At 35.6% G+C, this 13,544-nt stretch carries 11 protein-coding genes; 10 read left to right on the top strand and 1 reads right to left on the bottom strand.

The window, feature by feature from the left end:
* Window positions 1–75 precede the first annotated feature (75 nt).
* The 9 genes from C1631_RS03205 to C1631_RS03165 all read left to right on the top strand — a co-directional run bounded on the left by C1631_RS03205 (window position 76) and on the right by C1631_RS03165 (window position 10,461).
* Window positions 76–1,569, top strand: a complete 1,494-nt coding sequence (locus C1631_RS03205) for a DUF8728 domain-containing protein (RefSeq protein WP_109710429.1) — start codon at window positions 76–78, stop codon at window positions 1,567–1,569.
* A 72-nt stretch (window positions 1,570–1,641) separates the two neighbouring features.
* On the top strand, window positions 1,642–2,169 hold the full coding sequence (locus C1631_RS03200; RefSeq protein ID WP_109710427.1) for a DUF1697 domain-containing protein: 528 nt from the start codon (window positions 1,642–1,644) through the stop codon (window positions 2,167–2,169).
* A gap of 350 nt (window positions 2,170–2,519) precedes the next feature.
* Window positions 2,520–3,329, top strand: coding sequence for a 3-deoxy-8-phosphooctulonate synthase (gene kdsA / locus C1631_RS03195; RefSeq protein ID WP_109710425.1), 810 nt, complete (start codon window positions 2,520–2,522; stop codon window positions 3,327–3,329).
* 43 nt (window positions 3,330–3,372) lie between these two features.
* A complete protein-coding gene (locus C1631_RS03190) occupies window positions 3,373–5,610 on the top strand; it encodes a TonB-dependent receptor plug domain-containing protein (protein ID WP_109710423.1) in 2,238 nt (745 codons plus the stop codon).
* 181 nt (window positions 5,611–5,791) lie between these two features.
* Entirely contained in the window at window positions 5,792–6,172 is a 381-nt protein-coding gene (locus tag C1631_RS03185; RefSeq protein WP_228440988.1) for an HYC_CC_PP family protein, read from the top strand.
* A gap of 111 nt (window positions 6,173–6,283) precedes the next feature.
* Window positions 6,284–6,757 (top strand): DUF3347 domain-containing protein, encoded by a 474-nt coding sequence (locus C1631_RS03180; RefSeq protein WP_109710421.1) that lies wholly within the window; start codon window positions 6,284–6,286, stop codon window positions 6,755–6,757.
* A gap of 91 nt (window positions 6,758–6,848) precedes the next feature.
* Window positions 6,849–9,320, top strand: coding sequence for a multicopper oxidase domain-containing protein (locus tag C1631_RS03175; protein WP_109710419.1), 2,472 nt, complete (start codon window positions 6,849–6,851; stop codon window positions 9,318–9,320).
* A gap of 39 nt (window positions 9,321–9,359) precedes the next feature.
* Window positions 9,360–9,986 carry a DUF3347 domain-containing protein gene (locus C1631_RS03170; protein WP_109710417.1) on the top strand — a complete coding sequence of 209 codons (627 nt, stop codon included), beginning with the start codon at window positions 9,360–9,362 and terminating at the stop codon, window positions 9,984–9,986.
* 4 nt (window positions 9,987–9,990) lie between these two features.
* Window positions 9,991–10,461, top strand: coding sequence for a heme-binding domain-containing protein (locus C1631_RS03165; RefSeq protein ID WP_103248337.1), 471 nt, complete (start codon window positions 9,991–9,993; stop codon window positions 10,459–10,461).
* A 68-nt stretch (window positions 10,462–10,529) separates the two neighbouring features.
* Here the strand turns inward: C1631_RS03165 and C1631_RS03160 are convergent, their stop codons facing one another.
* Window positions 10,530–12,563 (bottom strand): S9 family peptidase, encoded by a 2,034-nt coding sequence (locus tag C1631_RS03160; RefSeq protein WP_109711433.1) that lies wholly within the window; start codon window positions 12,561–12,563, stop codon window positions 10,530–10,532.
* A gap of 194 nt (window positions 12,564–12,757) precedes the next feature.
* Between C1631_RS03160 and C1631_RS03155 the strand changes: the two genes are divergently transcribed.
* The gene (locus C1631_RS03155; protein WP_109710415.1) at window positions 12,758–13,384 is read left to right on the top strand and encodes a chloramphenicol acetyltransferase; all 627 of its coding nucleotides are present in this window, start codon (window positions 12,758–12,760) and stop codon (window positions 13,382–13,384) included.
* Window positions 13,385–13,544 lie beyond the last annotated feature (160 nt).

Here is a 13,544-nt window from a genome sequence, read left to right as displayed (position 1 = left end):
GAACTTCGGTTCCGTTTTTTTATTATTGGGAATCCTGATTTTTAAGATTATATTTGTGAAATTTAAAAATACATAATGGTTGACACAAAGAACAAAAAGTTCCCAATTTATGCGGTCGTTTTTACGGTTGTTTTTAAACTTCTTTTTTTATTGACACATTATATTCAGGAAGATGCTTTTATTACCTGGAGAGTTGCTCAGAACTTATTGGATTACGGAGTGATTGGTTTCAATGGTGATACTAAGATATCAGCTTCTACGACTCATTTATATGTTTTTGTGTCCTATCTTTTCAATCTGATTTTTGGCAAAGAAAACTTTATTGAACCCCTTTTAATTTTCAATTCAATTCTGTTCACCATTGGCACTTTGTTGCTCTCTCATTTGGTTCTTAAAAATCCTTTACAAAAGGCTGTTTTTATATTTTTAATAGGAATTCTGCCGCCGTCCATTAAAATTTCTATTCTCGGAATGGAGTATGGGATCCTGTTTTTTCTGGAGATGTGCCTGCTATATTATGGATTTCATAAAGGTAAAAAATGGGTATTGGCATTTTTCCCTGTTTTGATTATGTTTACAAGAATTGATACGGTAATTTTCTTAGGAATTGTATTTCTTGTTGATCTATTCTGGAATAAAAAAATCAGATGGAACTATGTATTCGGCGGTGTCTGGGGTGTTTTACTAACGGTTGCATTTAACTGGTTTTACTTTGGAGAGCTTGTTAATAATACCATTACGGCAAAGAAATTATTGTATGAACAAAGTTTTACCCTTCAGCAAAATATCAATTATTTTCTGATAAGTTTTGGAAACTTTTGGGGAATGCTGAAAGTACCCGGTAATTTTAATCCAGTAACCGTTATTGTATTGATTTTTGAATTGCTTTGCTTCATTTATCTGGTGAGACAAAGACAAAGCAGGAATTATTTTCTGTGGATCATCTTCATTTTCGGATGGACAAAGCAGATTATTTTTATCTCTCAGAAAAGCTTGTTTGATTGGTACTACTGGGTTCCGCAGCTTCTCCTTTTTGTACCTGTACTGATATTTGTACTGGAGCAGAAAGTGAAGAGAAATCTATGGTTGTCAATGTTGATTATATTTTATATTCTTCCCATGCTTGCTTTTCAAACGATTCATGCCATTGCAACCGGAAATGGAGAGTGGAATTACCGCAGAACCATCGGAGTATTTTTAAACCAATATGAAAAAGATAAAAATCAATGGATTTTATTGGAACCGGCTGGTTATGTGCCTTATTTTTCCGGACTAAAAACCATTGATGAGGTAGGATTGGTAGACAGGCAAATTCAGGAAGAAATCAAAAAAGATAAAAAGAACTATTGGATCAATACGGTAAAAAACCGAAAACCCAAATACCTGCTTTCTTATAAGAATCTGTATGAAGGAAATAATACCGAAGCTTTTTATTACCAGACTCATTATAGGGTTTTAAAGGAGTTCAGAGTAAAAGATCATTTGAAAAGTGATCACAAAATTCTTGAAAAAATTTATCATTTGAAACCTTCCGGAACAGACTATAATCTATACATTAGAATTGATTAAAAAATTAAAGACTATTAAAATCAGAAAGAATCACCTCATTCTACTACTCTCCAACTTAAAACTTTCCAACTTATGAAATACTGTGCTTTTCTCCGTGGTGTTAATGTAAAAGGAACCAATATGAAAATGGCCGATGTCTGCCAGGTCTTTAAAGATGCCGGAATGAAAGAGGTGAGCTCGATTTTGGCTTCCGGAAATATTGTTTTCTCTTCAGAAAAAAAAGGTGATGAATTAAAAGCAATCCTTGAACAAGCGATGTCGGAACACTTTTCTTACGAAGCTTTTTTATTTGTGAAATCTAAGGCAGAGACAGAGGTGTTCTGGAACAGTATTCCTTTTGAAAAGAATGAAAGCCTCCATATTTATAGTTTTGTCGGTATTCCGGGTGTAGAAAAAGTTCTGATGGAAGAGTTTCAGAAAGCAGCCCAGGCAGAAAATGAAAAGGCAGAAATTGTAGATAATATATTTTACTGGCAGGTTCCGAAAGGGAATACTTTAGATTCTACCTTTGGAAAAGTTTTAGGAAAGAAAAGTCTTAAAGATCACTTTACCAGCAGGAATGTCAATACGTTTGAAAAGATTTTGAAAAAGATGGAGTAGTTCCCATCTAAAATAAAAAAAAATAATAGGAGCGGGCTTTAGCCCGTTCTTTCGTTTAAATCAAAATTCCGTTTAAGCTATCCGCAATTTTTGTTGTTTCAATCATAAATCTGCCCAGATATTATACCATAAAGTGTTTAAATTCTTTCAGAATGACAAACTGAATGTTGAAAAATATGGTAAAAATGTATTGATGATTATTTCTAAAATTTAAATTAGTAAAAATGGAGCCTAATTAAAATATGACAATTATCTTTTTTAAAACAGTAAAACCACATACTCTCACTTCAAATAATTTCCATTTCTAAAACTTTCTCAGTATTTTTACTGAACTTTTTAATTACAACAAAATGATTCAGTATTTAGATAATATTTCGCACAAAGATTCAAAAAACTTTTTCCTTATTGCCGGTCCTTGTATTATTGAAGGAGAAGATATGGCATTGAGAATTGCTGAAAAAGTTATTACGATTACAGATAAATATAATATTCCCTATATTTTCAAAGGAAGTTTCAAAAAGGCTAACAGAAGCCGTGTAGATTCTTTTACTTCTATTGGTGAAGAAAAATCTCTTGAAATCCTTAAAAAAGTAGGAGAGACTTTCAATATTCCTACGACGACAGATATTCATGAAAATGAGCACGCCGCATTGGCAGCTCAATATGTAGATGTTCTTCAGATTCCGGCATTTTTGGTACGTCAGACAGATTTACTGGTGGCAGCTGCAAAAACCGGAAAGTGTGTTACCCTGAAAAAGGGACAGTTTCTTTCTCCGGAAGCCATGAAGTTTGCCGTTCAGAAAGTTACGGATTCTGATAACCAGAAAGTTGCTATTATTGAGAGAGGGAACTCTTTCGGATATACAGATCTTATCGTAGATTATAGAGGAATTCCGACAATGAGAGAATATGCACCTGTTATTCTGGATGTTACTCACTCTTTACAGCAACCTAACCAGAACTCCGGGGTTACAGGAGGAAGACCGGAACTTATCGAAACTGTTGCTAAAGCAGGAATTGCGGTAGGAGCAGACGGCCTTTTTATTGAAACGCACCCTACGCCAGAAACAGCATTATCTGATGGTGCCAATATGTTAAGACTGGATTTATTAGAAGATTTACTACAAAAATTAACAAGAATTAGAGAATCCATTTTGTAATTGTTAAAAAAACATTAATTTTAGAAATTCTAAAATATTTCTTTTGAAAAAACTAGTTTTACCGCTTAGCCTGATTGTGCCAGTAATGATCTTTTCCCAACAGAGGAAAAAAGATACCGCAACGACTAAAGTGACCGATATAGAGGAAGTTGTATTCCAGAAAAAAACAACCGGAAGAACCAACGACCTTACCAATGTGAAAATTTCAGCAAAAGAGGCTAAAGCAGTAGCTTCTATCAGTGGAGGGATTGAAGGACTTCTGAAAACGTTACCCTCTGTAAACTCCAATACTGAGCTGTCATCACAATATATGGTACGTGGTGGAAACTATGATGAAAACCTTATCTATATCAATGATATTGAAATTTACAGACCTTTCCTGATCAGGAATTCTCAGCAGGAAGGGATGAGTATTATCAATCCGGATATGGTTTCTACAGTGAATTTTTCAGCAGGAGGTTTTGAAGCCAGATATGGTGATAAAATGTCTTCTGCTTTAAATATCTATTACCGTGAACCTGAAAAATTTGAAGTTTCAGGGGAGGCTAGTCTGATTGGAGGAAGGCTTACGACAGGCTTAGCTTCAAAAAATAAAAAATTTACCGCTTTATTTTCCGGAAGATACAGAAATACCAACCTTGTTCTTAATACTTTAAAAGAAGATACAGACTTTAATCCTACCTATTGGGATTTTCAGTCTTACCTTAATTATCACGTGAATGATAAGTTATCCATGTCGTTCATAGGATATTATTCCAAGAATGATTACGAAATGATTCCCAAATATAAAAGCGTAACGTTTGGAAGTCTTCAGCAGCCTATTACCGTGAATATCGGGTATGATGGTAAAGAAAATGACCAGTATAAGAATATGATGGGTACATTTTCTGTGAACTACAAGCCGGCAGATAACTGGAAATTTACATTAGACGCTTTTGCCTATCAGAACAGAGAAAGAGAATATTATTCTATCCAGTCAGGATATGAACTGCAAACTTTTGATCCCGTAACCAAGGAGCCTGTTTCATCATTTGATACAGGCGGACAGATAGAGCATGCCAGAAATGATTTATTCGTAAGAACCTACGGAACACAGTTCAGAGCTAAATTTTCTCCGAATGTCAATACAGACTTTGAAGTCGGGTTTAAATATGAGAAAGAAAACCTGAAAGACCTTACCAATGAATGGAAGTTGATTGATTCCGCAGGTTACAGTCTTCCGAGACCAGAGATTATTGATCCGAGGACAGGGGCTACAGGAGATCTTAAACTGGCTTATTATATCGCAGGGAGAAATAATATAGAGCCTACAAGATTATCTGCTTATGCACAATACTCACAAAAGTTTTATTGGGGCGCCAGCAAGGTATTTGTTAATGCCGGAGTACGCGTTGCTAACTGGAGTTTTAATAAAGAAACTATTTTTTCTCCAAGAGTGCAGTTTGCCATTAAACCAGACTGGGACAGCGATATGTTGTTTAAAATTTCAGGGGGGATCTATTACCAGGCTCCTTTCTACAAGGAGATTAAAGATCTTGATGGTAACTTCAATTCCAATATAAAATCACAGCGTTCCATACAATTGATTCTTGCTAATGATTATGAGTTTCAGATGTATGACAGACCGTTTAAGCTTACCACAGAGCTTTATTATAAAAAGATGGATAATCTGATTCCTTATTATATGGATAATGTAAGAATCAGGTACTCAGGACAGAATAATTCTAAAGGATATGCGTATGGAATCGATACCAGATTATTTGGTGAATTTGTTCCGGGAGTAGATTCATGGTTATCTGCGAGTTATGCAAGGGTATATGAAAATATTGACGGAAAAGGAAATATTCCAAGACCTACAGACCAAAGATTCAGATTTGCGATGTTCTATCAGGATTATATGCCACAGTTTCCGTCGATGAGAGTTAATCTGACGTTGGTCTATGCTATGGGACTACCTACGGGAGCCCCTGTAATGTTTGACAGCAATGGGCAGCCTGATTTTAATTCAGCATATACTTATCAAAAAACTTTACCGGCTTACAAAAGGGTAGATATCGGACTTACCAAAGTTTTTATTGATCCAAAAGATAAAAATAAAAGATCCGGTTTTTGGGGTAATTTCCAGGAGCTGACATTGGGAGTACAGGTTTTCAATGCATTTAATATCAATAATACAATTGCTAACCAATGGGTGACGGACTATAATACCAATTATATGTATCCTGTTCCGGTTCGTCTTACAGGGCGTTTCTTTAATGTTACGCTGAACTTTAGACTCTAAGTTCCACTGTTTGCTAATATGTTTTTAGTATTCTGACAATCTGAATAATTGAAAGGAATAAAATAAATAGAAAAAGCTTTTGAATATTTTTCAAAAGCTTTTTTATTCACCTGAATTTTATAAAAAGATTACCGAATTTTATAACATTGATTTCTGAGATATTTTTAACTTTGTCCTATCAATGAAAAAGATTCTTGCCATATTGTTCTCTATTTTCTACTTTGGATTTTCTTCCGGAGCAGCATTTAGCGTTCATTATTGTATGCAGGAATTTGTTTCTGTAAGCCAGAAAGTAGATGATATTTGTGGAAAATGCGGAGTCAAAAATAAAAAAGAATGTTGCAAAACAGAGATCAAACTTGTTAAAGTTGATGATTCCCAAAAATCAGATTTGCTACACATTGATTTTTTAGGTCAGATTTCAGGAATCCCTGTAAAACATCAGTTTACCTTTGTTGATCATTCTTTTTCTGCTTCAAAATTTACTCAAATTCAAATCAATGGACCACCGGAGTATAAACCGGTACCCATTTATATACATCATTGTAATTTTAGAATTTAAAATCCGTCTGTCGTTTCGATATAAAATATTGATACAGGACGACACGTTCTCATGCATTTTTCTATGCATTTAATTATTCTTTATTAAAAATTAATTCTAAAATTTACAACAATGAAAAAGTATATCATTACAGCAGTTTTATCTGTATTCTCAATTATCTCACTTTCAGCACAGTCTAAAAAGGACGCTCAGGTTTCCAAATTGTATCAGAACTATATTGCAATCAAAGCAGCTTTAGCTTCAGATGATGCAGACAAAACTTCAAAAGCCGCAACAGAATTTATTAAAACGGCTTCTACAATTGACTATAAGCAAGTATCTGAGGGCAACCTTAATGTTCTTAGAAAAGATGCTTCCGCTATCTCTGATGCAAAAAATGTTGCAGCTCAAAGAGAAACTTTTATGAACCTTTCGGACAATATGATTGCGCTGACAAAAGAATTCAAACTTTCCGAAAAACCGGTTTATGTACAATATTGTCCAATGGCTGACGCCAGCTGGTTGAGCAATGAAAAACAGATCGCCAATCCATACTATGGAAAAGCTATGCTTACTTGTGGAAGTGTAAAGTCAGAAATTAAGTAAAATTTTGTATTGATCTATAAAATAGTATGTTGCATAGATTATGTCATTATTTACTTTAATCTATGCAGCAGCTTTAAAAGCTTGAAATATTATGAAAAAAATATTAATGTTTCTGGTACTTTTATTCTCTGTTTTTACTTTTGCACAAACAACAAAGACCTATTATACCTGCCCTATGCATCCGGAAGTTGTTTCGGATAAGCCAGGGAAGTGTCCTAAATGTGGGATGGATCTTGTTGAAAAAGAAAATCACAATCATACTGCTGATGAAAACCAAACAGAGAAAAAGACCGGTTTAAAAAGAAATTCAGAAAATGGTAAAGTTACCTTTGGAGGAAAAACTATTCGTTACGACCTTTACGTAAAGGATACCATTGTTAATTTTACAGGGAAAAACCGAAGGGCTATTGCCATTAACGGTAAACTTCAGGCTCCCACTTTATACTTTACAGAAGGAGATACTGCAGAAATTTATCTGCACAATATGCTCAAGGAAAATACCGGATTGCACTGGCATGGGGTTATACTGCCGAATGAGCAAGATGGTGTTCCTTATCTTACTACAAAACCTGTAAAGCCAGGAGAGACCCATTTGTACAAATTTAGAGTTTCACAAAACGGTACCTATTGGTATCACTCCCATGAAGCCCTTCAGGAGCAAATTGGAATGAATGGTATTTTGGTTTTTAAGAAAAGAGAAGGAGAACCAAAAGTGCAGTATGATGCAGAGATTCCTGTATTGCTTGGAGACTGGAGTGATGATGACCCCATGCAAATTGCCAGAAGGCTCCACATGGCCAATACAGATTGGTATGCGGTGAAAAAAAATGCAGTTCAAAGTTATTGGGAAGCGATCAAATCCGGAAATTTGGGAACAAAAGCTCTGAATGAATGGAAAAGAATGGAAGCCATGGATGTGAGTGACGTTTACTATGATAAATTCCTGATTAACGGAGCTCCAAGTTCAGATTATTCCAATCTAAAACCTGGTGATAAAGTAAGATTAAGAGTGGCTAACGGAGGTTCCTCTACCTATTTCTGGCTGAATTATGGCGGAGGAAAAATAAAGGTAGTAGGAAATGACGGAAATGATGTCGTTCCGACGGAAGTTGATCGTCTTATTGTTGGGGTTTCAGAAACCTATGATATTGAAGTGACAATCCCTGAAAATAAAAGCTTTGAATTCCGTGCCACTTCAGAAGACAGAATAGGACATGCCTCTCTTTGGCTGGGCTCAGGAGAGAAAGTGGAAGCTCCCAATCTGCCGAGGTTAATGCTTTTTGAAGGAATGAAAATGATGAACGGAATGATGGAAATGAGCGGAAATATGAAGCCAATGACCATGACGATGGGAAATCAAATGATGGATATGAATGAAGTAATGTATCCTGAATTATCAGAAAATCAAAGGAAAACTACTGCAAAACACATCAATGAGATGATGGGAGTAAAGACTAAAGATGATAAAAAGGAAGATCATTCTCAACATTCAGGGATGGATATGAAAGAAGAGAAAACGATTAAAAGACTTTCATACAACATTTTAAAATCTCCTGAAAAAACCATTCTTCCTACAGATAGCATTCGTGAAATGAAGTTTACGCTGGAAGGAAATATGAACCATTATCTATGGACTTTAGATAATAAAACAGTGACCGAAACAGATAAAATTCTGATTAAAAAAGGAGAAGTTCTTAGAATTAAGATGTATAATAACTCCATGATGCGCCACCCGATGCACCTTCACGGTCATGATTTCAGATTAATCAATTCAAAAGGTGAATATTCTCCGTTGAAAAATGTTGTAGATATTATGCCAATGGAAACCGTTACGATTGAGTTCGCTGCTAATCAGGACGGAGACTGGTTTTTCCACTGTCACATATTATACCATATGATGGCGGGGATGGGAAGAATATTCAGTTATGAAAATTCAAAACCTAATCCACAACTTCCGAATAGAAAACTGGCCTGGAAGAACTTTATGAAAGACAACCAGATGATCAGTTCTATGGCAATGCTGGATGTAGCAAGTAATAAAATACATGCTGAGACCATGACGATGTTCGGACCACGATGGGCTAACCTTAATGAATTTCATTCCAACTGGAACTTTGATCATTTTGAAGGGAGTGCAAAAGTAGGTAGGTTTTTGGGTAAATTTCAATGGGCACTTCCGTATGCGGGAGTCAGAGTTCAAAAGAATCATGAGATTATGGAAAGACAGATGGCAGAAGATATGGGAATGGATTTCCACGGGAAAAAAACATGGTTCGGTCAACAGAAAGCTTCGAAAAATAAGTTTGCCTTTATCGTAGGGATGCAGTATGTCTTACCTATGTTGATTACCGCTGATGCAAGTGTTGATCAGAATGGAAAAGTCTTATTGGAGCTAAGCAGAGAAGATATTCCGCTTTCAAGAAGACTACGAGGAAACTTTAGTGTCAATTCTGATGGAGAATTTTCAACAGGATTAAGATATATCGTACAAAAATGGGTATCCCTTTCAGGAAATTATGATAATGAAATGGGCTGGGGAGCCGGAATTACTTTAACGTATTAAAATTTGTAATGAAACTATTTTAAAAAAATTAATGAAACAATGAAAAGTATATTAACAACATTTTTGGTGGGAGCTGCACTTTATTCATGTAATAAACCTGATAATAAGCTATCTCATAAGAATACACAGCCGGAGATCAAAACAGGGGACCAACCAGAAACTGTTATTACTCCAAATCCGGAAGTAACAGAAAGTTCGAAGGAAAATAAAAAAGAAGTATCAGAACTGACGGTTTTTCCGATAAAACAAGTTATTGAAGGATATCTTCCTTTAAAAAATGCTTTGACTCAGGATGATGCTAAGAAAGCTTCTGATGCTGCTAAAAATCTGTTTTCAATACTAAAGAAAATAGACCTTAGCAAGCTAAGTGGCAACAATAATTCTGAGTTGCGTGATATTGTAGAAAGCGCGTTAGAAAATGCAGAACATATCGGTGGAAAATCAGATGATGTAGAACATCAGAGGGAGCACTTACTTTTGTTAAGTAACGATATTACAGATTTAATAGGAGAGACCGGAACGGGAGGTTTGAAATTATATCAGGATTTCTGCCCTATGTATAATAATGGAAAAGGTGCCATCTGGATAAGTGAGACAAAAGAAATTGTCAATCCTTATGAGGGATCCAAAATGCTCAACTGTGGATCTATAAAGAAAGAGTTGTAGACTGATGAACCAGAATGTTAAAAAAATACTTTTTGGATGTATCCTTATTTTTTTAATGATTCAGTTGATCCGGCCTGCCCGTAATATTGATTATGGGCAGTTGCCTTCCTCTGACATTTCAAAGGTGTATCAGATACCTGAAAAAATACAATCTATTTTGAGAAATTCATGTTATGATTGTCATAGTAATTCCACAGATTATCCTGTATATTCTTACATTCAACCTTTAAGTTTTTACCTTGAGAATCATATTCAAAAAGGAAAAAAAGAGTTGAATTTTAATGAGTGGGGCCATTACAGCGATCGTAAACAGGCTAATAAATTAGAATCTATTCTTAACCAAATACAACAGAAAAAAATGCCGCTTCCCTCTTATATTTATCTTCATCACGGAGCTAAGCTTTCTGAAAAGCAGATAGAGGAAATGGCCAGTTGGATAGGACGGATACAGGCTGAAAATGGAAAAGCAAAATAATAAACTTTAGAGAATAATAAAAGCCATCCTATGAAAATGGGATGGCTTTTTTAATGTATTCAGATCCTCTATTTCGGAGCTGTTGTCGTTTTTTCAATTTTTGCTGGTGTATAAGTCACTTTTGAAATATCAACTGTCATTTCTTTCAGACGTTTTGCTACATTTTCCGGCATATCTTTCTGATATCTTCCTCCGATTACTTCAGAAAGGAATTTTTCAGTTTCAGCATACATGGCCATACTGTTTACAGGTTTGCGAAATCCGTGTCCTTCATCATCTGCAAGAATATAATTCACTTTTTTGCCTTTTTCACGAAGAGCAATCACAATTTGATCGGCTTCGGCCTGCTTTACCCTCGGATCATTAGCACCCTGTACAATCAACAATGGTTTACTAATTTTATCCACACTGAATAAAGGGCTGGCATCATGCATTCTTTTTTTACCTTCTTCAGTCTTAGGATCACCTACCATTCCATATAATGCAGCACGGAAAGATTCCCAGTAAGCAGGAACTGAATCCAACAGAGTGAAAAGATTGCTTGGTCCTACAATGTCAACTCCCGCAGCATAGACGTCGGGTGTAAAGGCAAGGCCTGCCAGTGTTGCATAGCCGCCATAGCTTCCGCCCATGATAACCACTTTGTTTTTATCTGCAATTCCCTGTTCAATAAGGTGTTTCACTCCCCAGGTAATATCATCCTGCATTAATTTTCCCCACTGCAGGTCTCCCGCATTCTGAAACTTTTTACCGTAACCTCCGCTTGCCCTAAAGTTGGGTTGCAATACGGCATAACCTCTGTTGGCTAAAAATTGTACGATAGAGTTGTAGCCCCAATAATCTCTGGGCCCTTTTGGCCCTCCATGGACAAGAACTACAACAGGTACATTTTTACCTGTTGATCCTGATGGTATAGTAAGATAAGCAGGGATTTCAAGTCCGTCACTGCTTTTGTAAGTGATCGGTGTCATAGAAGCCAGGTATTTTTCAACTTTTTTTAATTCAGCTCTTGGTGTGTACTGGAAAATCAGTTCTTTGGTTTTTGCATCAAAGAAATAGGATTCAGGAGCATATTGATCTCCCCAAACAGTTACTAAAAATTTGGAATAATCTTTTGTAGCACTTGAAAAATCAATCTCTCTTCCCGGAAATTTATTTTGTAAAAATCTATAATTGGCCTCCCATGCTTTGTCCTTCCAGTAATACTCAGTTTTATCACCTGTATAAGATGTTGAAATTATTTTTCTGGTGTTTCTATCTGTCAATAAACTACCAAAATCCACTTTCCCCTTCGGATCACTTTCTACTTTAGTGGTTCGTTGGGTTTTCGGGTCCATTAGAAACAGGGTAGATTTATCGATATCTCCTTTATTGGTTACCAGATAAAATTCCGAATTATCTTCATTCCAATTTGGGATATAAGCTTCCTCAGTCACTAATGTTTCATAAATTGGTGTTAATTTATCTCCATCTTTATATAGAAACTGAGTGATTCCTTTTTCATCAGTTTTGTTGACTATTCTGAGTTTTTCATCCCAGTCAAAATTATAGCTTGTAATTCGGCTTGTATTTTCGAATATTTTATTCAGTTCACCTGTAGAAATTTTTAATGAATAGAGATCATGCCATGCTTTATCACGATTGTTTAATCCTACCATGAGCAGATCAGGATCCTTTTTACTGACCATATAAATTTGAGCAGTTACCTCTTTAAGCGGGGTAAGATTTCTAGATTCGGGAACTCCTTTTGCTGCCTTAGCCATTGGATCTACGGCGAAAATATTCATGTTTTCATCACCGTTTTTGTCTTTCACGTACAGAATGTACTTACCATCATCAGACCAAAAGTATCCATTTAATGGCCTTTTGCTATCTGTGAGTGGGCGGGCTTTATCAAAAGGTTCATCAAACTTTTTCACCCAGATATTCATGATTCCCTCATATTCTTTTGTAAAAGAAATCCATTTCCCATCCGGGCTCAGCTTACCGCCAGAAATTTCAGGGTTTCCAAAAAAAAGACTCCTGTCCAATAGTGGAATATCTTGTGCCTGTAGATTCTGAACTCCTATGAATAGGAGCAATGCATAAAAGATTTTTTTCATTTTTTCAAGATTATTAAATTTTTTATTTTTGATTAAAGACATCAGTAAGTTACGTATTTAAGAATAATCATTGATAATTTGAAACAGATTCCGAAACAGATTAAAAATAATAATTTATGTATGATAAAATTTCAGGTAGGAAAGATTTAGAATACCATAAAATTTACTGAAATTTGCGACAAAATAAAAAATCAATGAAGATCGTAGACATCGGACAATGGAACAGGAAGGAGCATTTTGAATTTTTCTCTAAAATGGCAAGTCCCTATTTGGGTTTTACAACCGAAGTAGATTGTACAAAAGCCTATCAGACTGCTAAAGAACAGGGATATTCTTTCTTTGCTTATTATTATCACAAATCCATGGTTGCTGTGAATACCGTCGATGAACTGAAACTCAGAATCATTGACGGGCAGGTAGTTTTGTTTGATACCGTTCATGCAGGAAGTACTATTGGACGACCTGACGGAACTTTTGGTTTTTCATTTACTCATTTTTCAAAAGATTTTGAAGTTTTCAATGCTGAGCTTCAGAAGGAAATAAAAGAAGTGCATGCAACATCCGGGCTTCGTTTAAGCAATGAGAGACTGGGAAAAGATCATATACGACATACGACAATCCCATGGAATTCTTTCAGTGCGATTCTTCATCCGACAGATTTTAACAACGGAGAATCAGTACCCAAGATATCTTTTGGAAAATTCAATATCCGCGAAGGGAAAAAATACCTTCCCGTTTCCATTGAAGCTCATCATGGCCTGGCAGATGGTATTCATCTGGCTAAATACCTGGAGGAATTTCAGAAACAACTTGATCAATAGCAAGGCAGAAAGATTTTAGGAGTAGACAGGCGATATAACTTCTCAATTTTTATCCTTTTACGGGAAACCGTAGAGAATATTTTAGCTTGTTCACTACATTTGAGCCAATATTGCTATATTAGAGCATTGATTGATGATCAATACTACTAATAAAGCCATA

This window comes from Chryseobacterium phosphatilyticum, from assembly GCF_002899825.2.
GTDB lineage: Bacteria > Bacteroidota > Bacteroidia > Flavobacteriales > Weeksellaceae > Chryseobacterium > Chryseobacterium phosphatilyticum.
The sequence above is the reverse complement of the archived record's forward strand: the minus strand, read 5'-3'. Positions and strand labels throughout refer to the sequence as shown.